Annotated in this window: 23 protein-coding genes and 1 tRNA gene; 4 read left to right on the top strand and 20 right to left on the bottom strand. The window is 66.5% G+C overall.

What is annotated here, in order from left to right; all coding sequences use genetic code 11:
• Positions 1-107: 107 nt before the first annotated feature.
• From G3T36_RS11635 to G3T36_RS11660, 6 genes are all read right to left on the bottom strand, one after another.
• Positions 108-1301, bottom strand: coding sequence for a glycoside hydrolase family 3 N-terminal domain-containing protein (locus G3T36_RS11635; RefSeq protein ID WP_338031559.1), 1194 nt, complete (start codon positions 1299-1301; stop codon positions 108-110).
• Between the two features lie 40 nt (positions 1302-1341).
• On the bottom strand, positions 1342-2316 hold the full coding sequence (locus G3T36_RS11640; protein ID WP_163290312.1) for a carbohydrate ABC transporter permease: 975 nt from the start codon (positions 2314-2316) through the stop codon (positions 1342-1344).
• Positions 2317-2345: 29 nt separating this feature from the next.
• Positions 2346-3287 carry a carbohydrate ABC transporter permease gene (locus G3T36_RS11645; RefSeq protein WP_193571076.1) on the bottom strand — a complete coding sequence of 314 codons (942 nt, stop codon included), beginning with the start codon at positions 3285-3287 and terminating at the stop codon, positions 2346-2348.
• A 90-nt stretch (positions 3288-3377) separates the two neighbouring features.
• A complete protein-coding gene (locus tag G3T36_RS11650; RefSeq protein ID WP_163289931.1) occupies positions 3378-4757 on the bottom strand; it encodes an extracellular solute-binding protein in 1380 nt (459 codons plus the stop codon).
• 41 nt (positions 4758-4798) lie between these two features.
• Positions 4799-6571, bottom strand: coding sequence for an alpha-amylase family glycosyl hydrolase (locus tag G3T36_RS11655; protein ID WP_163289932.1), 1773 nt, complete (start codon positions 6569-6571; stop codon positions 4799-4801).
• A gap of 196 nt (positions 6572-6767) precedes the next feature.
• The gene (locus G3T36_RS11660) at positions 6768-7778 is read right to left on the bottom strand and encodes a LacI family DNA-binding transcriptional regulator (protein WP_163289933.1); all 1011 of its coding nucleotides are present in this window, start codon (positions 7776-7778) and stop codon (positions 6768-6770) included.
• 63 nt (positions 7779-7841) lie between these two features.
• Here G3T36_RS11660 and G3T36_RS11665 point away from each other — a divergent pair, with 63 nt between their 5' ends.
• Entirely contained in the window at positions 7842-8675 is an 834-nt protein-coding gene (locus G3T36_RS11665) for a UbiA family prenyltransferase (RefSeq protein ID WP_163289934.1), read from the top strand.
• Here the strand turns inward: G3T36_RS11665 and G3T36_RS11670 are convergent.
• A complete protein-coding gene (locus tag G3T36_RS11670; protein WP_240148442.1) occupies positions 8657-10048 on the bottom strand; it encodes an MFS transporter in 1392 nt (463 codons plus the stop codon). The genes G3T36_RS11665 and G3T36_RS11670 overlap by 19 nt on opposite strands.
• A gap of 81 nt (positions 10049-10129) precedes the next feature.
• Here G3T36_RS11670 and G3T36_RS11675 point away from each other — a divergent pair, with 81 nt between their 5' ends.
• Together G3T36_RS11675 and G3T36_RS11680 are read left to right on the top strand one after the other, a co-directional pair.
• Positions 10130-10750 carry a hypothetical protein gene (locus G3T36_RS11675; RefSeq protein WP_163289935.1) on the top strand — a complete coding sequence of 207 codons (621 nt, stop codon included), beginning with the start codon at positions 10130-10132 and terminating at the stop codon, positions 10748-10750.
• On the top strand, positions 10747-10959 hold the full coding sequence (locus G3T36_RS11680) for a DUF6186 family protein (protein WP_163289936.1): 213 nt from the start codon (positions 10747-10749) through the stop codon (positions 10957-10959). The genes G3T36_RS11675 and G3T36_RS11680 overlap by 4 nt, the downstream gene beginning before the upstream one ends.
• A gap of 18 nt (positions 10960-10977) precedes the next feature.
• Here the strand turns inward: G3T36_RS11680 and G3T36_RS11685 are convergent, their stop codons facing one another.
• From G3T36_RS11685 to rplU, 12 genes are all read right to left on the bottom strand, one after another.
• Entirely contained in the window at positions 10978-12297 is a 1320-nt protein-coding gene (locus G3T36_RS11685; protein ID WP_163289937.1) for an LCP family protein, read from the bottom strand.
• Between the two features lie 809 nt (positions 12298-13106).
• Positions 13107-14264: a LamG domain-containing protein gene (locus tag G3T36_RS11690; RefSeq protein ID WP_240148443.1), complete on the bottom strand. Its 1158-nt coding sequence runs from the start codon at positions 14262-14264 to the stop codon at positions 13107-13109.
• A 680-nt stretch (positions 14265-14944) separates the two neighbouring features.
• Positions 14945-15020 (bottom strand) — tRNA-Ala (locus G3T36_RS11695).
• 95 nt (positions 15021-15115) lie between these two features.
• Positions 15116-15493 (bottom strand): ribosome silencing factor, encoded by a 378-nt coding sequence (gene rsfS / locus G3T36_RS11700; RefSeq protein ID WP_163289939.1) that lies wholly within the window; start codon positions 15491-15493, stop codon positions 15116-15118.
• Positions 15494-15533: 40 nt separating this feature from the next.
• Positions 15534-17048: a hypothetical protein gene (locus tag G3T36_RS11705; protein WP_163289940.1), complete on the bottom strand. Its 1515-nt coding sequence runs from the start codon at positions 17046-17048 to the stop codon at positions 15534-15536.
• Positions 17045-17647 carry a nicotinate-nucleotide adenylyltransferase gene (nadD, locus tag G3T36_RS11710; protein ID WP_163289941.1) on the bottom strand — a complete coding sequence of 201 codons (603 nt, stop codon included), beginning with the start codon at positions 17645-17647 and terminating at the stop codon, positions 17045-17047. Before nadD ends, G3T36_RS11705 begins: the two co-directional genes overlap by 4 nt.
• An 11-nt stretch (positions 17648-17658) precedes the next feature.
• Positions 17659-17898 (bottom strand): hypothetical protein, encoded by a 240-nt coding sequence (locus G3T36_RS11715; RefSeq protein ID WP_163289942.1) that lies wholly within the window; start codon positions 17896-17898, stop codon positions 17659-17661.
• Between the two features lie 189 nt (positions 17899-18087).
• On the bottom strand, positions 18088-19356 hold the full coding sequence (locus G3T36_RS11720) for a glutamate-5-semialdehyde dehydrogenase (protein ID WP_163289943.1): 1269 nt from the start codon (positions 19354-19356) through the stop codon (positions 18088-18090).
• 26 nt (positions 19357-19382) lie between these two features.
• On the bottom strand, positions 19383-20165 hold the full coding sequence (gene proB / locus G3T36_RS11725) for a glutamate 5-kinase (protein WP_163289944.1): 783 nt from the start codon (positions 20163-20165) through the stop codon (positions 19383-19385).
• On the bottom strand, positions 20162-21703 hold the full coding sequence (gene obgE / locus G3T36_RS11730; protein WP_163289945.1) for a GTPase ObgE: 1542 nt from the start codon (positions 21701-21703) through the stop codon (positions 20162-20164). The genes proB and obgE overlap by 4 nt, the downstream gene beginning before the upstream one ends.
• Before the next feature lie 127 nt (positions 21704-21830).
• On the bottom strand, positions 21831-22085 hold the full coding sequence (rpmA, locus tag G3T36_RS11735; RefSeq protein WP_163289946.1) for a 50S ribosomal protein L27: 255 nt from the start codon (positions 22083-22085) through the stop codon (positions 21831-21833).
• Between the two features lie 30 nt (positions 22086-22115).
• On the bottom strand, positions 22116-22424 hold the full coding sequence (rplU, locus tag G3T36_RS11740) for a 50S ribosomal protein L21 (protein ID WP_163289947.1): 309 nt from the start codon (positions 22422-22424) through the stop codon (positions 22116-22118).
• Between the two features lie 265 nt (positions 22425-22689).
• Between rplU and G3T36_RS11745 the strand changes: the two genes are divergently transcribed.
• Positions 22690-22977 carry a DUF4031 domain-containing protein gene (locus G3T36_RS11745; protein WP_163289948.1) on the top strand — a complete coding sequence of 96 codons (288 nt, stop codon included), beginning with the start codon at positions 22690-22692 and terminating at the stop codon, positions 22975-22977.
• On the opposite strand, the gene G3T36_RS11750 is transcribed toward G3T36_RS11745, so the two are convergent.
• The gene (locus G3T36_RS11750) at positions 22978-25503 is read right to left on the bottom strand and encodes an Rne/Rng family ribonuclease (RefSeq protein ID WP_163289949.1); all 2526 of its coding nucleotides are present in this window, start codon (positions 25501-25503) and stop codon (positions 22978-22980) included.
• Positions 25504-25716 lie beyond the last annotated feature (213 nt).

Below are 25716 nucleotides of genomic sequence, written 5' to 3' on the forward strand. Positions count from 1 at the left end.
TTGTTCAGTCGGTGGTTGTGAAGCCTGGGCGGTGGTGAATTCCGCCCTCACTTCCATGCAAGCGTATGGATTGCCGAGTTATTCCGAGACCGCCGGAATTCTTCGGATCAGTCGCCGCCGACGGCGACCGACCGGCGCAGTTCGAGCAGTTTGAGCGCATCCTCGTCGATCTGGCCAAGCGGGATCCGCCCTGCGCTCACGGCCGACACCACCGCGTCGATCACCCGATCGGGGTCGACACCGTCCTGCGACGGATCGGCGCCGAGGACGAACAGGAGCATCGTGTTGCCCGCAGCCAGCGCCTTCACGGCGTTCTCGCCCGGATCCTGGTACTGCGGCAGACCCGAGTCCTGCAGCATCCGCAGGTCGTCTGTCACCGTCACTCCGTTGAAACCGACGTCGTCGGCGAGGATGCGGTGCCAGACCGCTGAGAGCGAGGCCGGCTCGCTGTCGACCGCGCTGTAGACGAGATGACCGAACATGACAACATCCGCACCGCTCTTCACGCCGGCCACGAACGGCGGCTCGTCCCGCACGCGCCAGTCGGCCAGGGAGACGGGCGTCGTCGGGATGCCGACGTGCGAATCGGCTTCGACCTCGCCATGACCCGGGAAATGCTTGAGGGTCGACAGCACCGCACCCTTCTGGCCCGCGACCGAAGCCGCTACCCGGCTGCTCGCATCCGCCGGCGTCGCGCCGAGAACCCGGTCGTAGATGAAGGACTTCGGGTCGGCGGTGACGTCGGCGACCGTTCCGAAGTTGAGGGAGATCCCGGCCTGCTTCAGCAGCGCTGCACGGCCGGCGAAAGCGGCACGGGTCGCATCCGGATCCTCCTGCTTCAGCTGTTCGGCGCCGGGCGCAGAGTCCTCAGGCAGGCGGCGGACGATTCCACCCTCTTCGTCGGTGGCTGTGAGGACGGGGAGTCCGGGGTCCGGGCTGATCTCGTCCGTCTCTGCCCGCAGCGCAGCCATCCCCTGCGGGATGTTGTCGCCCATCAGGATGAGTCCGCCCAGCTCGTACCGTTCGACGAACGCGCGAAGCGCGGCGCCGTCGACGCCCGGCCGGTGGAGCATGAGCAGGCTGGCGACCTTCTGCCGCAGCGTCATCGAAGCGAGACGCGATTCGGCGTACACCGTCACGGGGTCCGGGGCGGAGCGCTGCGTCGTCGCGGAGGGCGTGGCCGGCGCCGTGCCGACGCGGGGCGATGCGCAGCCGGCCAGCATCAGGGCGACGACGGCGACGGCCCCCACGCCGCGCCAGGGGCGACGCCGGCGGCCCTGATTCGTCGGATGCGCCTTCACCGTCCGATGGTAACCGCGCGACCATGGCGCAACCTGCGCATCAGCCCTTGACGGCGCCTCCCAGTCCGGCGCTCCGCAGGAAAAGCCCCTGGAACACCAGGAACAGTGCGATGGGGATCAGCGTCGAGATGGCCAGCGCGGCGAGGTAGACATCGAGTTCGATCGCCTGCTGCAGGTTCGGGAGGCGGACCGAGAGCGGCTGGATGGCCGGATCCTGCAGCACGAGCATCGGCCAGAGATAGTCCTTCCACGCCGCGATGATCGCGAAGACCGAGACCACTCCGAGAATAGGCTTCGACATCGGCAGCACGATCGACCAGAACAGGCGGAAGGGCCCCGCGCCGTCCGTGCGTGCCGCCTCGAAAACCTCCCGGGGCAGGTTGTCGAAGAAGCGCTTCACCAGCACGACGTTGAAGGCGTTGGCGCCGGCCGGAAGCCACACGGCCCAGAATGTGTTGATGAGCGAGGTGCCGATCAGCGGCGGGTTGAGAATCGTCAGGTAAAGGGGAACGAGCAGCACGACGGCCGGCACGAAGAGCGTCCCGAGGACGAGCCCGTAGATGACGTTGCCGTATTTGGGCCGAAGCACGCTCAGTGCATAGCCTGCCGTCGTGGCGACCACGATCTGGCAGGTCCACGAGCCGGCCGCGACCCAGATCGTGTTCACGAACTGGACGTCGATGTGCACCGTCGACCACGCCGTGGAGACGATCGACCAGTCGGCGCCGTGCGGGAACAGTGCCATCGGCGTCCTGAGCGTGTCGACCGTCGGAGTGATCGCCGACTTGGCCAGCCAGAGCAGCGGGCCGAGGCCGACAATGAACAGGACGACGAGCAGCACGATGTGCAGGGTTCGGTTGGTCCAGCGCGTCCTGCGCCGTCGCCAGTCGGACGGCGACAGGATGCCGCGGTCGGCGCTCTCCTGCGCTGCCTTGCCGCGACGTCGCCGTCGGGGGCGCTGAGGGGGCCCACCCGCGATGCCGGAGTTCTCGAGCTCGTCGGTCAGCACGTTCATGACCTCTGGCGTGTAATCGGTCGACGTGGTCAATTCTGGCTCCAGGACTTGGTGAGGCGGAAGTACACGAGGGAGAGCACGGCGAGGAACACGGCGAGCATGAGGCTGAGCGCCGTCGCCGCCCCATAGTCGCCGCCGAGACTGTTCTGGAAGGCGTAACGGTAGATGAGCAGCAGGATGGTCACCGTCGCGTTGACCGGACCCCCGCCCGTGAACAGGAAGGGCTCGAGGAAGACCTGCGCGGTCCCGATGATCTGGAGGATCAGGGTGATGAGCAGGATGCCCCGGAGCTGCGGCAGCGTCACATGCCAGATCTTGTTCCAGATGCTCGCGCCGTCGACCTCTGCTGCGTCGTAGAGCTCGGGGGCGACCCCGGTGAGCGCGGCGAGGTAGATGATGATCGTTCCGCCCGCGGCAGCCCAGGTCGCCTCGACGACCAGGGACGGCATGGCCTGCGTCGCATCCTGGATCCACGGCTGCGGGGGTATGCCGACCCAGCCCAGGATCGTGTTGAAGACCCCTGTGGGGCTCGCGTCGTAGAAGAACTTCCAGAGCAGGACTGCGACAACAGGGGGAACGACGACCGGAAGGTAGGCCAGTGCACTGTAAAGGCCTTTCGCCCGCCTGACCTCGCTCATGAGGACTGCGGCGATCAAGGGAACGGGATAGCCGAGGATGAGCGCCAGGAGCGCGAACCAGGCCGTGTTGCCGATGGCCGTCCAGAAGAGCGGGTCGTTGACGACCTGGACGAAGTTGTCCCAGCCGACCCAGGTCGGGGCCGAGACCAGGTTCGTGTGCTGGAAGCTCATGATGATGGCCCGGACGATCGGGTACCACGAGAAGAGACCGAAGATCAGGAGCATCGGCAGGAGGAAGACGAGTGTGCTGAGGCCCCCTCCCCGGATCCAGGTGGCGGGGCTGCGTCGGACGAGTCTGCGCGAGCTCGTCCTCGGCCGGTCGATTGCTGTCATGGAGCTGCCTTCTCTTTCGGTGCGGCGTCGGCGGATGCGGCTGGAGGCTGGCAGGGCGCCGAGCGCCCCGCCAGCCTCCCCACTGCCTCGTTACTTGTCTGCGTCGACCAGCGCCTGGATGTTGGTGTCCACGGTGCTGAGGAGCTTGTCGATGTTCGCGTTCTTGTCGGTGAGCACGGCCTGGACCACCGAGTCGAGCGCTCCGTAGAGCTCCTGCGTGTGCTTGTTCGGCTCAGGCACGAGGTTGGCGTCGAAGATCTTGTCGGTGAACGGCGCCACGTTCTCGAGCGGGATGTTCACCTCGTCCTTGATCCACGACAGCGTCTGGTCGTAGGTCGCCTTGTCGAAGACCGGGAGCGTCGGAACGCCGACCGGCTGGTTCGAGGCGGCGAGCACCTTCGCGTCGGCGACGGCCTGGTCCTGGCTGAGCAGCTTCTGCATGTAGTAGAAGTCGATCCACTTGACGGCGGCCTTGCGCTGGGCGTCCGACGACTTCGGGCTCACCGCTGCGACGTTGCCGCCGACGAGCACGCCGGCGTCACCCGAGCTCGCCACCGGGAGGATGGTCAGCCCGTAGTTCTTCGGATCGACCTTGTCCTGCTGAACGAGAGCTGTGAGCACGTCCGATCCGCTCGGGTACATCGCGATCTGGCCTGCACCGAACGCCTGGTTGATGCCGCTCCAGTCGAGCAGGAAGTTGTGCCCGACCGAGTTGTCCGTCCAACGCATGTCGTGCAGGAACTGAAGCGCTTCCTTGGTGACCGGGTTGTTCGTGGTGACCTTCGTCTTTCCGTCGGATCCGACCGTCTCCATGCGTCCACCGCGGGCGTACGTCGTGGTGGTCAGCTCCCATCCACCGGTGTTGCCCTTGGTCATCTGCATGTAGCCCGCGACACCGGGAACTTTCTGCGAGATGATCTTGGCGTCCTGGCGCACCTCGTCCCAGGTTGTCGGCGGCTTGTTCGGGTCGAGCCCCGCCTTCTGGAAGATCTCCCGGTTGTAGGACAGGCCCATCGCATACGGACCGTACGGGATCCCGTAGATCTTGTCGCCCTTCTTGGCGACGGCGAGGATGTTCTGGTTGAACTTGTCCGCATAGGGCAGCTGCTTGACCTCAGCCGTGATGTCGGCGAGCTGGCCGGCCTGGAGCAGCGACTGCGAGTCCGTGAACGGCACGTTGAACACGTCAGGCAGGGTGCCGCCGGCGAGCTGTGTGGCGAACGTCGGTCCCGTCCACTGGTATTCCTCGGACTTGAGCACGATGTCGGGGTTCGCCTTCTCGAACTCCTTGACGCGGTCGTCGAATGCCTTGAATGCGGACTTGTCGCTGCCGGGGATCAGGCTGGCGACGGTGATGTGCACCTTGCCGTCGGCGCTGGTTCCACCGCCCGAGCTCGAGCAGCCGGCCAGCAGGCCGACGCCGGCGAGCGTGATCGCCGCGACTGCTGCGACCGTTCTTGGTGACCTCATTGTCGGTTCCTTTCGGAGTGTGTTTGTGGGTTCTGTGTTTGTCATTGCTGGTGGTGCGTTTGTGCACCGCGGCGGGGTTCCGCGATGCGCTCCGGCGGCTCGTGCTGTGTTCGTAGCCACGCCGTGGAGTCCGGGGGCAGGAGTCCGTGTTCCAGCGGACTGCTGCTGAGCAGGATGGCCGTGTGCTCCGGGAGCGCGATGGGCACATCCGAGAGGTTGGTGACGTTGACGAAGTGCTCGCCACGGGCGAATACGAGCACATCTTCGGCACTGTCGCGCCAGGCGAGCGGGCCGTCGCCGAGTCCGTCGGTCTTGCGGCGGATGCGGAGGGCCTGGCGGTAGAGCCACAGCATCGATGCGGGGTTGCTCTGTTCTGCTTCGACGGTCAGGTGCGCCCACGATTCGGGCTGGGGAAGCCACGGCTCGGCGGATGCGCCGGCCGGGCTGAACCCGTAGGGCGGGTGGATGCCCCGCCAGGGCAGCGGCACGCGGCATCCGTCCCGGCCGGGGTCGATTCCGCCGGAGCGGAAGTGCATCGGGTCCTCGAGGCGGTCCGCCGGAAGGTCCTCGACCTCGGGAAGGCCGAGCTCGTCGCCCTGGTAGATGTAGAGCGATCCGGGGAGCGCCGCAGTGAGCAGGGCTGCTGCACGGGCGCGACGCTCGCCGAGCCGGAGGTCGGTCGGCGTGCCGACCCGCTTCTTCGCGAAGGCGAACGACGAGTCTTCGCGGCCGTACCGGGTGACGGGCCGGGTGACGTCGTGGTTGGACAGCACCCAGGTCGACGGCGCGTGGACAGGAGCGTGTGCCGCCAGGGTCTCGTCGATGGACGCCCGCAGTTCCTGGGCATTCCAGGGGCGGGCGAGGAAGTCGAAGTTGAAGGCCGTGTGGAGTTCGTCCGGTCTCAGGTACATCGCGAAGCGGTCGATGTCGGGAAGCCAGATCTCACCGACCAGCACACGCGTTCCCGGGTACGAGTCGGCGATGGCGCGCCAGCCGCGATAGATGTCGTGGAGCTCGTCGCGGTCCTGGTTGGGATGCTCCCCCGGGCCCGGATCAGCAGGGACTTCGGGCAGCGTCGCGTCTTTGACGAGCAAGGCGGCCGAGTCGATGCGGACGCCGGCGACGCCGCGATCGAACCAGAACCGGAGGATCGCTTCGTGTTCGGCCCGGACGTCGGGATGATTCCAGTTCAGGTCCGGCTGCTGCGGGGTGAACAGGTGCAGGTACCACTCGCCCGGTGTTCCGTCCGGGTTGACGGTGCGCGTCCAGGTCTCTCCGGAGAAGTTGGACACCCAGTGGGTGGGCATCTCGTCTCCGGCGGGGCCGTTGCCGGGGCGGAACCAGAACCGCTCGCGTTCGGGCGATCCGGGACCGGCCGCAAGTGCGGCCTGGAACCAGGGGTGCTGGTCGGAGATGTGGTTGGGGACCACGTCGATGATCGTGCGGATGCCGAACTGCAGTGCCTCCTGGATGAGCGCCTCGGCTTCGGCGAGCTCTCCGAACGCGGGGTTGATCGTACGGTAGTCGGAGACGTCATAGCCGCCGTCCGCCAGCGGCGACTCGTACCACGGTGTGAACCAGATGGCGTCGACGCCGAGGTCGCGCAGATACCCGAGATGTTTCCTGACGCCGGCCAGGTCGCCGATTCCGTCGCCGTTACCGTCGGCGAAGCTGCGGATGTAGATCTGGTAGATGACCGCGCTTCGCCACCAGAGCGGATCGCGCTGCGGCGGTGCGGGCGGTCGCCTGGTCGACGTTTCCGCTGCGGCGGACGCCGGCGATTCCGGCTGGGCAGCGAGCACGCGAAGATCCACTCGGAGTCCTTCTCAATCGGGCGACTCCTGGTCTTCGCGCTGCGATGTCCGGGTCGACGGTTCGTTCGGTCGGAGCGACAGCGTCCAACCTCACGGCGCCGTCGTCGATCGCAAACGTAGCGTTATCGACAGATTGATGCAAGAACTAAACAGAACGTAAGTTATTTGCGTACTTTTGCGTTGCGTTGCGTTCGAATCAGCGCGCTGGAGCTGGCCCCGTCGAGCCCCTGACGACCAATTCCGGCTCGAAGAACAGCTCATCGGAGATCGCCGAGTCGCTCGAGATCTGCCGGAGGAGAAGCTCGATCACCGTTCGCCCCATAGGTTCGATGGGCTGCCGCACGGTGGTCAGCGGCGGCTCGGTGCAGTTCATCAGAGCGGAGTCGTCGTAGCCGATCACGGAGACATCCGCCGGAACAGACAGGCCCGCTCGCCGCACGGCGCGGATGGCCCCGAGGGCCATCGGGTCGCTCGCGCACACGATCGCCGTGACGCCCGCGCTCAGCAGTCGTGTCGCTGCGGCCTGGCCCGCCTCCAGCGAGTAGAGCGAATGGACAACGAGCTCGTCGTGGAACGGCAGCCCCCAGGAGGCGATCAGGCGTTTGGCGGCAGCGAGTTTGCGCTGCGACGGCACGTGGTCCCTCGGGCCCATGAGAAGCCCGACCCGCTCGTGGCCCAGCTGCCGCAAGTGGTTCAGCGCCTGCTCGATCGCGACCGAGTCGTCGCAGGAGACGGTCGCGAAGTCGAGGTCGTCCACGGGAGCGTTCACGAGCACCGTCGGCAGGTTGAGATCGGTCAGCCGCGCGTAGTGCTCGTGCGACGCATCCCGTTGCGAGTACGCTCCCCCGACGAACACCACGCCGGAGACCTGCTGCTGCAGGAGCAGGTCGACGTAGTCGGACTCGGAGATCCCGCCGGCGGTCTGGGTGCAGAGCACAGGCGTGTAGCCGTTCTGGGCGAGCGCTCCCCCGATCACTTCGGCGAATGCCGGGAAGATCGGGTTCTGAAGTTCCGGCAGGACGAGGCCCACAAGCCGCGCCCGCTCCCCGCGCAGTTTGCTCGGCCGCTCGTAGCCGAGCACATCGAGCGCCGTCAGCACCGCCTGTCTCGTGGCCTCCGAGACGCCGGGCTTCTCATTGAGCACCCGGCTCACGGTCGCTTCACTCACTCCGACTTTGCGGGCAACTTCGGCCAGACGCTTCGACATGCCCCGATCATACGCAATTCATTGCAAGATCGCGCAAATTGTTTACATCGATAGCATGTGACCATGCCGAAAACGGTTCGCGCGCTGCTGCTGGCCAGCCATCCGGGGCCGACCGTCGTCGTCACGATCGTTGCCGGAGTGCTCGGGCTCGGCCTTTCGTACGACCCGGCCCGGCTCATCCTCCTCATGGCTGCCATCCTGGCGGGCCAGCTTTCGATCGGCTGGTCGAACGACTGGATCGACGCCGGCCGGGATGCCGCCGTGCACCGGGCCGACAAACCCGCCGCCCGAGGCGCCGTGGCCGTGGGTGTAGTCCGAACTGCGGCGTTCATCGCGGCGGGCGTGATGATCGTGCTGTCATTGCTGCTCGGTCCACTGGCGGCCATTGTGCACATCGTCGCCGTGGCCAGCGGATGGGCGTACAACCTCGGGCTCAAGAACACTCCCGTCTCCGTTGTGCCGTACGCCGTCAGTTTCGGCCTCCTGCCCGCGGTCGCGACCCTCGGCCAGGTGGTTCCCCAGGTCCCTGCTCCCTGGGTGGTCGTCGTCGGCGCACTCCTCGGCATCGCCGCCCACTTCACCAACGTTCTGCCCGATCTTGCCTACGACCGCGACACGGGGGTGCGCGGTCTCCCCCATCGACTCGGGGCACGTGCATCCGGTTACATCGCGTTCGCCTGCGTCGCGCTGGCAACGATCATCCTGACCTTCGGCCCTGGATCGGAACCCGGACCGGTGCTGATCGCCGGCCTCGTGATCGGCCTCGTGATCACCGCAATCGGCGTCGTCCTGGTCGCACGGACCAACACGACGAGGCTGCTCATGCAGCTGATCATGGCGTGCGCCCTCATCGACGTCGTGATGCTCGCGCTGGCGGGTCAGTCGATCGCGCTCTGAGGCGAGGCCGCCACCGCGTGCTGCGGGTTGCGGATACCGATAGCCGATACGAGGCCACCCGCGATGAGGAGCGCGGCCGTCGCCACCAGCGCCCGGTCCAGACCCGCCTTGTCCAGTTGCCCGCCCACGATGAGCCCGGCCATCGCCACCGTGATCAGCCCGGCGATGCGCGAGACCGCGTTGTTCGTCGCCGAGGCGATCCCGGCGCGGTCGGGATCGATGGCCCCGAGGATCGCCGAGGTGAGCGGCGCGACCGTGACGGACAACCCGACACCGAAGAGCAGCGAAGCCGGAAGAAGTTCGGTCAGGTAGTTCACCGACGTCCCCATCGTCATCAGCCAGACGAAACCCCCGGCGGCGATGATCGGGCCGACCGCCATGAACAGCCGCGGCCCGTATCTACCGGACAGACCGCCGAACAGGCCTGACAGCAGGAGCATGCAGAGCGTGGTGGGGACGAACACGAAGCCCGCCGCCGTCGCCCGGAAGCCGGCGACCTGGAGCAGGTACAGAGTGACGATGAACGGCCCGAAGGCCAGCGCTCCATACACGAACGCTGTCGCGATGTTGCCGACCCAGAAATTGTGCACGGTGAACAGCGAGAGGGGAAGCATCGGGCTGGCGACGCGGGTCTCGACGATGAAGAAGATCACCAGGCAGACGATTCCGCCGATCAGCGGGAGGTAGACCCTCGGATCCGCCCAGCCGAAGACACCCTGCTCGATCAGCGCGAAGACGGTGCCGGCGAGACCGAGCGATCCGAAGGTCGCCCCGAGATAGTCGACGCGTCCGCCTGAGCCCTTGGTGAACGGGCGAAGGCCGAGAATCATGAGCAACGTGATGGCGATCGGGATCACGTTGATGGCGAAGACATACCGCCAGGAGAGCGTGTCGACGAAGATCCCGCCAAGGATGGGCCCCGCGATCAGGGCGACCCCGGTCCAAGCGGTCCAGCGCCCGATCGCCTTCGCCTGTGGTGCGCCGCTGAAGGTCGAGATGATCATCGCCAGGGAGCTGGGAACGAGCAGCGCGCCGGCCACCCCCTGCAATGCGCGTGAGATGACGAGGAAGAGCCCCGTCGGCGCGAAGGCGCACAGCAACGAGGTCACCCCGAAGCCGACGAGACCGACGACCATGATCCGCTGGCGTCCGAACACATCCGAGAGGGAGCCAGCGATGAGGATCAGCGATCCGAGCGTCACCAGGTAGCCGTCGACCACCCACTGCTGCAGCGGTAGCCCGCCGCCGAGTTCGCGGGAGATCGCGGGGAGTGCGACGTTGATGACCGCGCTGTCGAGGAAGGCGACGAACGACGCCAGGATCGCGACGATCAGAACGCGGCGCTGAATCGTGGTCATACGCTCAGCCGCCATGTTCTCAGTAAACGTGGGGCCGACACGAAAGGCAAGAGCAGCGCACGTGCAGGGGGTTTGGAGCGTACCCTAGTGATCGCCATGGCAACGGATCGACCAGCAGAGTCGGAGCGCGCCGCACAGACCGGCACACGCTCTGCGACCATCACGCGTGCCGCGTGGATCGCCATCCTCTCCTTGACGGGCGCGTTCCATCTCTTCCGAGGCGCACCGGTCGACGGCCTGATCTTCTTCGCCGGCGCGCTGGGGCTGGCGCTGGATGCGTTCGGCTGGCTCCGCATCCGGCCCCTGGACCGTGAGCGCACCGCGCGCCGCCTCCTCTCCTGGATCCTCATGGCCGTGCTGCTGCTCGTGCTGGCCCTTGCCCCGCTGTACGGCGGGGTGGAGTCGGTCGTCGTGGTGGCGATCGGCGTCGCGCTCATTCCGGTCGTGTGGCCGCAGCCCGCCGTCCCGACTCCGCGTGCGCGACCGGATGCGGTGCGCCGGGCCGCGTTCGCCTGGTCCGTGATCGCCGTGGTGGGCTGCGCCTGGGAGATCGGAGCCTACTTCATGAGCCGACCGTCGCCGGCCGCCGAGTTCGCCTTCCCCCCACTCTCCGACCTCGTCGACCCGTTCATCGCTTCGCCCATCGCGAGGGCCGTGCTCATCGCGATCTGGCTTGTGGGCGGCTATGCCCTCATCCGCCGGGGGAGGTCGCGATGACCCGTATCGTCACCATCGCCGGATTCATCGCCTGCGGACTTGCGATGGTCGTCCTCGTGCTCACCTCACGCCGCGAGGAGTCACGCCTGGCGCGGTTCGGCGAACTCCTCGACGGCGTCATGCAGGATCGGGCGGCCCGTCTGACAATCGTTCTGTTCTGGTGGTGGCTGGGCTGGCACTTCCTTGTGACGCCGCCCCTTCCCGCCTGAGGTTCGCGGGTCAGCCGGTCAGCCGTTGCCCTTGGTACACGTCTGCTGGTTGGCCGTCTGCCCCGTGGTGTCGGAGGGGAGCACGACGGGGGCTGGGCCCGAGGTCGCGGGTGCCGGCGCCGTGGTGGGGCCAGGCGTCGTGGTCGCGCCCGGCGTCGAGGGAGCCGCAGCCTGGGTCGGGGTGGGTGTTGCTGTCGGCGAACCCGGGGCGAGCTCCGCCGCCCGACCTGTCGTTCCGGTGAGCTGGACCGGCAGGTCGTTGACGAGGGCGTTGTTCAGGACCTCCGCTGACGAGCTGTGAGGGATCACGCGGTTCACGTTGTCCGGGTCGGTGACGACCGGGTACTGGATGAACGTCATCTTGTCGAGGCCGGTGTTCTTGAGCGCCAGGGCGATCTGCACCATGGTGGTGGGGTTCGTCAGTGTGTCCGACAGGGTCATGTTCGACGCAGCCGCCTTCGCCAGCGGATAGAGCTGGAAAGGATTGGCGAGCACACCGCCGTTGACGATCTTCCGGGCGAGCGCCGACAGGAAGACCTGCTGGTTGCTGATGCGCCCGAGGTCGCTTCCGTCACCGACACCGTGACGACTGCGCAGGAACGAGAGTGCCTCCGGGCCGACGATGGTCTGCTCTCCGGCCGCGAGGTCGAGGGGCGGGTTGGTGTATTTGTCGACCACCGGTGACGCAAGGCAGACCGTCACTCCCCCGACCGCGTTCGACATCGCGCTGACACCGTCGAAGCTGACCTCGGCCGCGAACGGGATCGACACTCCCGTGAGCTTCTCGATCGTGAGCACGACGCACGAGAGACCGCCTCGCGAGAGGGTCGAGTTCATCATCCCTTTATCCACGGCGTAATAGGTGCCGCCGGTCGGGTTGGGGCATTCCGGGATGGGGATCATCATGTCGCGGGGAAAGCTGACGACCATCGCGCTCTGGTGGTTCTGCGCGATGTGCACGAGCATCGTCACGTCGTTGTTGCCCGCGCCGGACGACCCGCTGAGTTCGTCGGCGGTGCTGAACGCGCCGCCCTGGCCGGTACGTGTGTCGGTTCCGGTCAGCAGAAGATTCACGCCGCCGTCGATCGCTCCGACGCTCGGGATCGGCACCGCGGTTTTTCCCGGCGGCAAGGCGAGGTGGACACCGGGCTTGATCGTTCGGGCCACATCCCACGCGGCGATCGCTGCGATCGATCCGCCGCTGACGATCAGCACGCCGAGGGTCGCAACGAGCACTTTCGCGACCGTGGCGTAGGGGCGGCGCTTGTGCAGGCGGCCATGGCGCACCGACGGAGGGCCGTTGGATCGCCTCCGCCGCATGGGCGCGCCGTCGCTCATCTCTGCATTCCTCGTGGGGTTCCGTGACGCCATACCGGAAGCGCATGGGTCATCGACTCGTCGCCAGCACTATATTCGACTGTCGCAATGTATTGCCTGTAAAACGCACGACCGAAATCCTCCAGTAATCGCAGACTTCGTCGCAATCATCCAGAAAGCCCGGTCAGCCTAATTTTACTCCCGCGATCGCTCCGGCGACCCTCGCCTCACGGCTGTGGCCGCGCAAAGACGCCGGGTTCATGCAGCGCCCCGCGATGGCGACAAGCGCACCGCCTACGCGGATCCCGACGTACCCGCCCAGGCGCACCGCGCACCATTCAGCGACGACCACACCGGGTTCTCGAGCGGATCAGTTCGGGTCGGACCCGATCGAGACGTCACGCCTTCTCCTGACGGTCATCCGAATATCTGCGCTCAGGCTACGGTAAGGGCGCTCTCCCGACAACGATCGCCGGTGCCGAGTGCCAGGAACCGCTGGCACGTTCGTTCAACGCCCCACGCTGAAGTTGGTCCAGACCGCCGTTGAGCATGTCTCTGACCCTCGAGATCGCTCGCGCGTCCGACTTGTCGAGGTCGTCGACGAGACGGTTGATTTCGTCGACCACGCCGAAGATCCTTCTCAGGCGACAACTGTCCGACTCCGAGAAGGCTCGGTTCAGGAGGAACATGACCACCTGATGCCTGGCCTCCCCCAAGGAGGCCACACTCTCCCACAGCTCATTCACCGGACGCCCCGTCTCTCCCACACGATGTCTTGTACAGAGAGACGGCGGCGCGGCAGGAATCTAACGCGGCCGGCCCCTCTACTTCTACGTTGCGAGGGTTGCATGGTAGAGCCGTGCAATGTCCGCTGCTCCGAGATCTTCTGGGTAGACCTGCGCGTAGCGGAGGTCTCCCGCGAAGTGGTGGTTGCCTGGAGTCGTCGGCCCCCACTTGTCAAGATTGTCGTAACCGATCCGCCAGTACCCCAAATAGTCGGCCTGGGCGCGGGTCACCGAAGGATCCGCGGCAACCTCCGAACCGTCGACGTAGAGGCGCATCCCGCTGCCGGAGAGGGTAGCGACCGCGTGATGCCAGTTCCCGTCGGTGTATGAAGCTGGACTCTGGATTGTTTTCACCTTGGAGGGAAACACCCCGAAGACGAGTTCGCCGTCATCTGTGAGGTAGAGGTGCCGATCGTACGAGCTCGACGCACCCGTCGCGGCGTCGCCATAGCCGATCAGCTTGCCCCCGGGTGTGCTCGTGCGAAACCAGATCGCGATCGTGAAGGTGTGGAGCGCTGGCATGACCTCACTGGTGTGCGCGAAGCTGCTGGCACCGTCGAGGTGGTAGGCGCCCCCCGGCACGGACGAGCAGGGCATCGGCCCTGTGAGCGTCGTCTCCATCAGCCCTGCGTAGGCGGCCGCCGTGCTGCCCTCTGCGGCAACGACGGCGGTCGAGCCGGAGACATCGGAGAGGGGAAGGTTCAGCACCGGCGAGTGACCTTCTGTCGATCCGCCGCACGCTTCGGAGCGATCCGGGGTAGGCCGAGTTTCAGCGATCGGCGTCGGCGCAGGGCTCGGAGTGGGAATGGAGACCGGCGCATTCGACCGCGGTAGGTTCGGCTCGAGTGCGATGCCACCTGCTGCCTCCTTCAGTGGGGCTCGATCGGCGAGGGGTACGCCCGGAAATGTCGGGATCACTGGAGCGGCCACCGGGCTGTTCTGGATAGGCGCCGACGGAGCGGGTTCGATCGCGGCCGGTTCGTCCTGCGTCGTCTTTGCGGAGGGCGCTTCTCGCGGGTGGCTGTTCGGGATGCTCGGCGAGAGTGCGGCGACACAGACCACTGCTGTCGCGGCGACCAGGCCTGCCGCGCCGATCGTCGTGACACCGGTGTTCCTGAATGACCGCCGGAGCTCTCGTGCGACCTTCTCCCCACCGGCAGATCGAATGGGAACGACCACAGCTTGAGCGGGCTGAGGTTGCATCAGAGACGCCCCGGCGCCAAGGCCCGACCCGCCGGCGAGCAACGGTAGTGCCCGAGCCCGCAGCTCGCCGCCGCGATGGAAAATATCATCTGCAGCGCCGGCGCAACCGTCGCAAGCGTCCACATGCCGGTGAACCCGAGACTGCACATCGCCGCTGCACTCTTCTCGGACGTAAGCGACCAGATCTCGTCGGCTCGGGCACTCACGGGTCCCGTCGGCCCGAACGTCGTTCTCGGGATGTTCGATCACTGTGTCTCCAATCCTCATCGGTACAGTCCATCGAGGAGAGGTCCTCTACAGAGAGGACGCGAAGAAGTGGAATCCGTTACGCGAATCCGCCGGCCAATCTCGTTGCTGCGGTTCGGGGCAGCCATCCGCAACGAAAAGAGTCCAGGCCGACGGCCGGCCTCTTCATCACACTGGTAGATCTGAGGGTGTCTCTGATGCGCTGACGAGCGAAGAGCGGCGCAACACCCACAAAAGAGGTGTCTGGGATCCGAAGATCCGGCGCGACCTGAGCCGAACTGCCCCGCCGCTTCAGGGATCGCGAAATGGCTCAAGTCGGCGAGCCCGCGGCCGCTCTCGGGACCAAAACAAAGAGCCCGGCCGATGGCCGGGCTCTTCTTGAACTATGAACGATGTCGCGACTCATCTATGAACGATGTCGTGACTCATCACATTGGTGGATCTGAGGGGACTCGAACCCCTGACCCCCTGCATGCCATGCAGGTGCGCTACCAGCTGCGCCACAGACCCAGATGCTGTTTTCGATCGCTCGGAAACAACCTCCTCAGACTACTACATTCGAAGCGCGCGCAAAAACCGAGCACCCCGTCGAGGCCCACCTCCGACTACTCGGCCGCCTCGTGGACAGGGAGTTCCAGAGGTACGACCGGGCAGTCTTTCCAGAGCCTTTCGAGGGCGTAGTACATACGGTCTTCCTCGTGGAAGACGTGCACGACGAGATCGCCGAAATCGAGCAGGATCCAGCGGCCTTCCGCTTTGCCTTCGCGACGAAGAGTCTTGACACCGGCCTCGTTGAGCTTGTCTTCGACCTCGCTCGCGATTGCAACGACGTTGCGCTCGGAACGACCGGTTGCGAGAAGGAAGATATCGGCGAGCGGAAGCGGGTTCGACACGTCGAGTGCGACCAGATCGTCGCCGCCTTTCGAGTCCGCGGCGCGCGCGGCGACCTGGAGGATCTCGATGGAACGTGGGGAGGCGGTCACGTGCGCGCCGCCGGAACTGCAGAACTGTTGACGAAAATGATCAGAAGACCTTCAGGATGTAACCGGCGACGAGGAGTCCGACGACCCCGATGGCCAGGACGGCCGCCGTAATGGACAAAACGACGGGGAGACGTCCACCGCGCTTCTTGGGTGGAGTGATGACTCCGCGGGTCGACGTGTGGGTGCTCACAGCGCGCGACGCACGGATCGGGGCGACGTCGGACGTGTTGAACTCGTTCTCGTCCTGTTCGAACATGCGGTCCATGTCGGAGGAGTCGTAGCGGTCGGGATGCTGACCTGTCGAGCCCATTCCGCGAGGCAGGTCGATCGAACCCGTGACCAGGATCTCACCGGTGCTCGTCAGCGGCCCTGTCGCGTCGGGTGCTGAGGGAACGACCGGAAGGATGAGAGCGTTCGTCGTCGTGGCGGCACCGGATGAGCCGACACTCCGCGAGATGACCTGATCGAACTGCTGGTTCTTGTCGTCGAGTTCCCCCGCCGTCGACCAGTGACCGACCGGCGGCTGGTAGGGCTGGCGCGGGGCCTCGTCGACCGCCCGCGCGTCCGGAAGCTCCCGCGCCTGCGGCTTCGGAACTGCGGGTGCAACGGGTGGCGCGGGCGCCACCGGAACGAAGGCCGTCGGAGACTGTGGCGTGGGTCCGGCCGGCTCAGCCGGAGGGGTAGGCAGAACCAGGGGCAGGCCGAAGCTCACGTTGTCGTCGGTCGCGGTTCGTTCATTCGCGGACTCGAAGGGCCGAGCGTCCGTGTCGGGTTCGGCGGTGCTGGGTGCGAGTGGCGCAAACGGCCACGACGACGGAGCCGCCGGCTTGTCGGCGAGCGGAAGCGAGGACGCGGACGGAGCAGAGGTCGCATCCTGCTCGGCCTCCCTGGCATTCTGCGCGAACAGAGCTGCGAGCGGATCCTTGACATCCGGCGACCCCACCGGTGCCTCTGCGAGCGGCGGGGTGAACGTGGGGGCTGCGGGCTCGACGTCAGCCGCCGCCTCATCCGTACGCCCTCCGGCGAACTGGTTCGCCTCCTGCGCCTGCAGCATCGCGCGGAGTTCCCGGCGCGTGAGCGTGCGCTCGGGAGCCCAGTTCTCGGAGTCATCGCTGGCGGCGGTCGCTACCGGCTCGGGAAGCTCGGATGCGGGAACAAGGGCGACGGGAGTCGTCACGGGCTCGTTCGCGTCGGGCGAAGCGCTGTCACGGAAGAGCGGCGACTGGGGCGCCGGCGCCTCCGCCTCCCCTTCCGGCTGAGACTGCTGCGACAGGATCGAGTCGAAGGACGTTCCATAGGTCGGAAGGTTAGGGCGCGCGGGTGGCGCACTCTTCTCGCCGAAAGCACCTGGTGCGGGGGCCTCGGGAGCGGCCCCGTCTCGACCGGATGCGAAGACGTACGGAGTCGTGACGGCCGGGATCTCGCCGGCAGGGGTTGGTTCAATGGTGGCCGCCCGACGGGACGAGGCCGGCGCATTTTCAACGGGAGTCTGCGAGCGCTCCTGTTCGCGGGCCTGTCGCCGTGTCTGTGGCGGCTGGTCTTGCCACAAAGTCATGCCACACTCCGATACAGATGGTGTTTGGAGATGTACTGAACAACACCGTCAGGTACGAGATACCAGACGGGGAATCCCCTGTTCACCCGGCTCCGGCAGTCGGTTGACGAGATTGCCAGGGCCGGAACCTCCAACAAGCTTACGTCTTGGTTCGGCAATCCTGAAATGGTCAGGTCATGTCCCGGGCGACTCACAGCGACGAAGTGCGCGAGCGCCCACAACTCGTTCACGTCGCGCCAGCTGAGTATCTGGGCGATCGCATCCGCGCCGGTGATGAAGAAGAGCTCCGCTTCTGGACGGGAACCGTGGATGTCCCGCAGTGTGTCGATCGTGTAGGTCGGCCCTTCGCGGTCGATGTCGACTCGGCTCACCGTGAAGCGGGGATTCGATGCCGTGGCGATGACCGTCATCAGATAGCGGTGCTCGCCGGGCGAGACGTCGCCCTTCTGCCACGGATGCCCGGTCGGCACGAAGATGACCTCGTCGAGGTCGAAGGACTGGGCGACTTCGCTCGCGGCGACGAGGTGCCCGTGATGGATCGGATCGAACGTTCCACCCATCACGCCGATGCGTGGGCGGCGCTTCTCCGGCAGTGCCATGCGATCCGGGGTCAGTGCCCGGACTCGGTGGGATGTCCGGTGCCGTGGTGGGTCGCACCCGGGGCCGTGGCATGCTCGGCTGCGTGCGGGCCGGTGCGGTGACTGTGGCGATTCGCGACATCACGGTAGGTCCAGATGACGAAGCCAAGGACGGCGAAGATGACGATGGCGGTGAGGCCGAACCCCCACGGCGGCATGAAAAGCTGGGTCGTGGTCTCAGTCTGGGCCAGGACGGCCGTCGCGAATGACATGGTGGTTCTTCCTCTCCTTGGCGCGAACGCCACCCCACAGTCTAGTGCGCGAAGTCGCGCAAAACCGACGAGGCGCACGCCACACAACCGGGGGTCAACGACCAATGTGCTGGTCAGGACCTGTTCCGACACTCTCAGGGTTGGCGGAGGCCCTGTGGAGGAGCGACTCAGCCGCAGGTCAGCCGCGACTCAGCGCCGTGTCTGCCCCGACCCGCGGACGATCCATTTGGTGCTGGTCAGCTCGGGCAACCCCATCGGTCCCCGGGCGTGCAGCTTCTGCGTTGAGATGCCGACCTCGGCACCGAACCCGAATTCGCCGCCGTCGCTGAAGCGTGTCGATGCGTTGACCATCACGACGGCGGAGTCCACTTCGGCGAGGAAGCGCTCCGCGTTGGCGAGGTCGTTCGTGATGATCGACTCCGTGTGCTGAGTCGAGTACCGACGGATGTGGTCGATCGCCTCGTCGAGGTCGTCGACGATCTTCACGCTGACGTCGAGGCTCATGTGCTCCGTCGACCAGTCCTCCTCGACGGCCGGCACGGCGAAGGGAAGAAGGGCGCGCGACCGCTCGTCCGCGTGGATCGTCACACCGGACTCGACGAGCCGCGCGGCAACCGGCGGTAGCAGCCGTTCAGCGGCTGCCGCGTGCACGAGCAGGGTCTCGACCGAGTTGCAGACACTCGGCCGCTGCACCTTCGAATTGTGCACGATGTCGACAGCCCAGTCCTCGCGGGCGGTTTCGTCGATGACGATGTGCACCACTCCGGCGCCGGTCTCTATGACCGGCACGGTGGACTCCATCACGACCGTCGAGATCAGCTCGGCGCTCCCCCGCGGGATCAGCACATCGACCAGGCCCCGTGCCTTCATCAGCTCGGTGGCGCCTTCACGTCCGAATTCGTCGATGGTCTGCACCGAGTCCGCTGGAAGCCCCGCCTCCGCGAGCGCCGCCTGGATCACCTCGACGAGCACCCGGTTGGTGTTGATCGCCGCGCTGCCGCCGCGAAGCACTACGGCATTGCCACTCTTGAGGGCCAGCGCCGCGATGTCGACCGTCACGTTCGGCCGGGCCTCGTAGATCGCACCGACGACACCGAAAGGAACGCGGACCTGGGTGATCCTCACGCCGTTGGGGAGGGCGCTTCCGCGAACCGCCTGGCCCACGGGATCGGTCAGCGCGCTGATCTGGAGCACAGCATCCGCCAGCGCGTCGAGACGCGTCTCGTTCAGTGTCAGCCGGTCGACGAGACCGGTCGACAGGCCGTTCTCGCGGCCGTTCGCGAGGTCGAGCTCGTTCGCTTCGAGGATGTCGCGCGCCGAGCTCCGGATGCCCGCCGCGATCGTCCCCAGAGCCGCATCCTTCTGCCCGGTGGTCGCGGTTCCGAGTGCGAGCGAGGCCGTCTTCGCAGCCGTGAGCTTGTCGAAGAGGGTTGCGCGGTCCAGCGTCGTCTCGGGCATGGCACAAGCTTACCGGCGCGACGACCTCAGGGTGCGGGCGCGAACCAGGTGCCGACGTGCTCGCCGCGGAGCGCTTCGGTGACCAGCGTCGTCGCGGTCAGGATGACCGCCGTTCCTTCTTCTGCAGCCTGGCGCGCGGCGGAGACCTTGGTCAGCGCGCCACCTGTGCCGACGCCCGAGAGCCCGGTGGACCCGATCACGACATCTTCGAGTGCGTCGTCGAAAGCGACCTCGTGTATGCGCTCGGCACCGGGCTCCTGCGGCGGCTTCGTGTAGAGCGCATCCACATCCGAGAGCAGGATCAGCAGGTCGGCCTTCACGAGCATGGCGACGAGTGCGGCAAGACGATCGTTGTCGCCGAACCGGATCTCGTGGGTGGCGACGGTGTCGTTCTCATTCACGATGGGCAGGATGCGCAGGTCGAGCAGGCGTTCCATCGCGCGTTGCGCGTTGGTGCGGTGTGTCGGGTTCTCGAGGTCCCCCGCCGTCAGGAGAACCTGGCCGGCCACGATGTCGTACCGGTCGAGGCTGTCCTGGTAGCGGTAGATGAGGACGTTCTGGCCGACAGCGGCTGCAGCCTGCTGGGTGGCCAGGTCGGTCGGACGGGAATCGAGGGCGAGGTACGGGATGCCGGTCGCGATCGCACCGGACGAGACGAGGATGACCTGGGTGCCGCGGCCATGGGCTTCGGCGAGGGCGTCGACCAGCGGCGCGATCTGCCCGGCGTTGTCACCGCTGATGGATGATGAGCCCACCTTCACGACGACGCGTCTCGCGGCGGGAACCTGGCTGCGATCCGCGATCGTCATTCCGTCTCGGTCTCCTCACGTGTGATCTCGAAGCCCTCATCGTCGTTCCAGAGGCCGGCGTCGCGCTCCCGGAGCAGTTCCGCCCGCGCCTCCGCCTTCGCATCCATCCGCTCGAAGTATTCTTCGCGACGTTGGTGGCGCGTCGGGCGGCTGGTCGCGTCGAGGCGGGCGTCCGTTCCGCGTGGTGCCGTCAGCAACTCGGCGGTGGACGTCAATGTCGGCTCCCAGTCGAAGACCACGCCGTTGTCGTGGCCGATGATGACCGTCGATCCGGCAACGGCACCCGCCTTGAAGAGCTGGTCCTCCACGCCGAGCTTGGCCAGCCTGTCCGCAAGGAAGCCGACTGCCTCGTCGTTGGCGAAATCGGTCTGGGCGACCCAGCGCTCCGGCTTCGCACCGAGGATGCGATAGATGTTTCCGAACGAACCACCCTCGACTCGTACGATGAATCCGCCCTCGTCGGCGGCCTTGGGCCGGATGACGATGCGCGGCCTGACGAGCTCGGCCGCGGCCGCCTCGGCGCGAGCCGTCTCGACGATCTCTGCAAGGGCGAACGAGAGGGGGCGCAGGCCCTCGTGGCTCACGGTCGAGATCTCGAACACCCGGTATCCGCGCGACTCGAGTTCGGGCCGGACGAACCCGGCGAGTTCGCGGCCGTCGGGCACATCGATCTTGTTCAGGGCGATCAGCTGTGGGCGCTCGAGCAGCGGAACCTGGCCGTCGGGCACCGGATACGCGGCGAGCTCGGCGAGGATGACGTCGAGATCGGTCAGCGGGTCACGGCCGGGCTCAAGCGTCGCGCAGTCGAGAACGTGAAGCAGGGCGCTGCATCGCTCGACATGGCGCAGGAATTCGAGGCCGAGCCCCTTCCCCTCGCTCGCTCCCTCGATCAGGCCGGGCACATCCGCGACCGTGTAGCGCACGTCGCCCGCCTGGACGACGCCGAGGTTCGGGTGGAGCGTGGTGAAGGGGTAGTCGGCGATCTTCGGCTTCGCGGCCGACATTGCGGCGACGAGGCTGGACTTGCCCGCAGAGGGGTAGCCCACGAGCGCAATATCGGCGACGGTCTTCAACTCGAGGTTGACGTCGCCCTCCCAGCCGGGTGTCCCGAGGAGGGCGAAGCCGGGCGCCTTGCGCTTGGTCGTCGCCAGCGCGGCGTTCCCGAGGCCACCTTGGCCGCCGGGAGCTACGACGAAGCGCATGCCCGGCTCGTTCATGTCGGTGAGCTCGTTGCCGTCGACGTCTTTGACGACCGTTCCCAGAGGAACGGGAAGTTCGAGCTCTTCGCCCGTGTGACCGCTGCGGTGGTCGCCCATCCCGAAGCCGCCGTTCTCCGACGAACGGTGCGGGTTGCGGTGATACCCGAGCAGCGTCGTCACCTGGGGGTCTGCGACCAGGACGATGTCGCCCCCGTTGCCGCCGTTGCCCCCGTCGGGGCCCGCGAGCGGTTTGAACTTCTCGCGTCGGACGGACACACACCCGTTGCCGCCGTGACCGGCGCGCAGGTGCAACGTCACGTGATCCACGAACGTTGCCATCGATACTCCAGGTGCGCTTGTTTACTAGGGACTACGGTACTCGGGGCGAATGTTCGCCCGAGGCCTCAAACACGGATGGGCGAGCCGAAGCTCGCCCATCCGAAAAGCCGTGTGTGTCTGGTGCTGGTCAGGCGTCGACCACGATGTTGACGACCTTGCGGCCGCCCTTGTTGCCGAACTCGACCGCACCTGCGGCGAGGGCGAAGAGGGTGTCGTCGCCGCCACGGCCGACGTTGACGCCGGGGTGGAAGTGGGTGCCGCGCTGGCGGACGATGATCTCGCCGGCGCTGACGACCTGGCCACCGAAGCGCTTCACGCCGAGGCGCTGGGCGTTCGAGTCACGGCCGTTGCGAGTGGAACTCGCTCCCTTTTTGTGTGCCATCTGCTTCTTCTCCTAAGCCTTGTGTCGGCGCTACGCGATGCCGGTGATCTTGACGCGCGTGAGCTCCTGACGGTGGCCCTGGCGCTTCTTGTAACCGGTCTTGTTCTTGAACTTCTGGATGACGATCTTCGGCCCACGGAGGTCGCCGAGGACCTCTGCGGTGACCTTCACCTTGGCGAGCGACTTCGCGTCGGAGGTGATCTTGTCACCGTCAACAAGCAGCACAGCAGCCAGCTCGACGTTGCCGTCCTTGTCGGCCTTGATGCGGTCCATCGTCACGATGGTGCCGACCTCGACCTTTTCTTGCCGACCACCGGCGCGCACAACTGCGTAAACCACTTTTACGTACCTTTTCTCTGGGGATCCGCACCCGCGCTTCGAAAAGCTGCTGCTGCAGTTCCTACTTTTTCTTCAGGGAGTCACTGGTGAGACTGGAGTCGCGCTTTCGGCGCTCCACCTCTCAGAAAACCATGGCAAACGTGCGGGCTATGCCCAACACACACCAACGGTCAACTTTAGCTGATGGGTGTCTCCCGGTCAATTCGCGCTGCGGGATGGACGAGCATCCGCTCATCCCGGCATGACCGGTTCCTACAATCATCGTATGACGGTGCTGATCGATCCCCCGGCGTGGCCGGCGCACGGCACGCTGTGGTCGCACCTGGTGAGCGATACCTCGCTCGACGAGCTGCACGAATTCGCCGCGGCGAACGACATCCGCTCGCGCGCGTTCGATCTCGACCACTACGACGTTCCCGCCGAACGGTATGACCGGCTCGTCGCTGCCGGAGCGAGTGCGGTGAGCGGCAGAGAACTCGTGCGCCGCCTTCGGGCCAGTGGGCTGCGCATCCCCGCAAAGGATCGCGAAGCCCACCGGCGCACCCAGGATTAGTCAGTCCTCCGGCTCGACGCGAGTCACCTCGGATGCGATGACGCCGCCGGACAGTGATGCTGTGGTGACCCTGCGGCTTCGGCTGCGTCCCTGGCCGGGCTGCTTCGGCTGCGGCAGTGCGTCGAGCACAGAGTCGAGCAGCTGCTCGGCGTCCTTCGCCTTCACGCGCCGGTTGTTCTTCGGCGCCTTCGTGACGGGGATGTCGAGGATGGCGACAGGTTCGGCCGAATCGATCTCAGCGGACGCCGCGGTGTCAGCGGCCGGCTCCACACCTTCAGCGTTCGCCGTTTCGCGCGGAGTGCTCTCGGCCGACCCGGCGACGTGCTTGCCGTGGACGGCCGAACCCGAGCCCGCCTGCGTCGCATCCTCGCCGGCGTGCTCGTCGTGTGCGTGCGCGAGGATGGTGCTCGCCGCGATCTGAGCCAGCGCGTTCTTCGCGTCATCGGTGATGGCGTGCGTCGCGCCGTTCGTCGACGGGGTCGAACCGCCGCCTGTGCTCTGCTGACCGCCCTGCTGGCCGCCGCGACCCCGGCGACGCTCCGTCGGCGCCTGCTGGAGTGGACGGTGCTTCACGACAGGATCGTGGTGCACGATGACACCACGCCCAGCGCACACCTCACACGGTTCGCTGAACGTCTCGAGCAGCCCGAGACCTAGTTTCTTGCGGGTCATCTGCACGAGTCCGAGCGACGTGACCTCGGCGACCTGGTGCTTCGTTCGGTCGCGACTGAGGCACTCGATGAGGCGCCTGAGGACGAGATCGCGGTTGGTCTCGAGGACCATGTCGATGAAGTCGACGACGATGATCCCGCCGATGTCGCGCAGGCGGAGCTGGCGGACGATCTCCTCAGCAGCTTCGAGGTTGTTCTTCGTGACGGTCTCTTCGAGGTTTCCGCCCGAACCGACGAACTTGCCGGTGTTCACGTCGACGACCGTCATCGCCTCGGTGCGGTCGATGACCAGCGAGCCGCCCGACGGCAGCCAGACCTTACGGTCGAGCGCCTTCTCGATCTGTTCGCTGATGCGGTACTCGTCGAACGCGTCGCGCTCCCCCGTGTACGGCTCCACGCGGTCGAGCAGGTCGGGCGCGACCTGACGGAGATAGCTCTCGATGGTCTGGCGCGCGTCGTCGCCGGCGATGATCAGCTTCTGGAAGTCCTCGTTGAAGACGTCGCGCACGATCTTGATGAGCAGGTCGGGCTCGCTGTGGAGCAGTGCCGGCGCCTGGACCGATTCGACCTGCTTGCTGATGTCCGCCCACTGGGACGTGAGCCGGTTGACGTCGAGGGTCAGCTGTTCCTCGGTCGCACCCTCCGCCGCCGTACGCACGATCACGCCGACGTTCTCGGGGAGCACATCCTTGAGGATCTTCTTGAGGCGAGCGCGTTCGGTGTCCGGGAGCTTGCGGCTGATGCCGTTCATCGACCCGTTGGGCACGTACACGAGGTAGCGGCCGGGCAGCGAGACCTGACTGGTCAGGCGCGCGCCCTTGTGGCCCACGGGATCTTTCGTGACCTGAACGAGCACTCGGTCGCCGGCCTTGAGCGCGAGTTCGATGCGTCGCGGCTGGTTTCCCGTCTCGGCAGCATCCCAGTCGACCTCGCCCGAGTAGAGCACCGCGTTGCGGCCACGGCCGATGTCGACGAACGCCGCCTCCATGCTGGGGAGCACGTTCTGCACGCGTCCGAGATAGACATTCCCGATCAGGGATGCCTCCTGCGACCTCGCCACGTAGTGCTCGACGAGAACCTTGTCTTCGAGCACGCCGATCTGGATCCGGCCGTTCTTCGAACGGACGATCATCTGGCGGTCGACGGACTCACGGCGCGCGAGGAACTCGGCTTCGGTGATCACCGGACGGCGTCGCCCTGCATCGCGCCCGTCGCGCCGGCGCTGCTTCTTCGCCTCGAGCCGGGTCGAGCCCTTGACCCGCTGGGGCTCGGTGATGAGCTCGGGCTCGCGCGGCGTACGCACCTTGACGACGGTGTTCGCCGGGTCGTCCGATCCGGGTCTGCTCTCATCGCCTGGGCGGCGGCGCGCGCGACGGCGGACCGTGCTGGTCTCCTCGCCGTCACCCTCGCGTGACGTTCGCGGGAGCGGCGGCAACGGCTTGATGTCCGGTGCCTGGAACAGGATGGCCGTGGCGGGACGCTGTGGCGCCGCCGGGGCCCCGACGGACTGGATCTCGGGCGCTTCGGACCCGTCGGCGACCACATCCGCCGCGGGCGCATCCGCTGCATCCGCATCCGCTGCGTCCGCGTCCGCCGCGGGCGCATCGACCGGGGCCGACGCCGTGACCGTCTCGGTGCGGGTGCTCGTGGCGGCCGCGGACTGCGTGGCCTTCGGCTGGACGGGCGCCGTCGTCACCGGCGTGGACGCGACAGGCTGCTGCTCATCGATCGGCGCCGAAGTCTTCTTCGACGCTTTCCGGGTGCCGAACAGTCGCGTGCGCTTCCTCGATCCCGTTTCAGCGGATCCATCCGCCGCGTTTGCCTGTGTGTTGTCGGTATTTTCGTTTTCCACCATCTCTGGTGCACTCCTCAACCGGGTGGGCGACCGCGCCACCTGCCCGGGTACTCTCCAGAGCGGGAACCACGCTGAGCGCCGTCCCGCCAATCCTTTACACGTGCGACCGGCTCTTGGCTCTGATCACACTGTCTCAATGTCTGACTGCCGGCCACTCTGACCGACCACTGCTGGGCGTATCGACGCCCAAAAAGCCTTCTTTGGCGCCTCTCC

The organism is Leifsonia tongyongensis (assembly GCF_010686705.1).
In the GTDB taxonomy this organism is placed as follows: domain Bacteria; phylum Actinomycetota; class Actinomycetes; order Actinomycetales; family Microbacteriaceae; genus Diaminobutyricibacter; species Diaminobutyricibacter tongyongensis.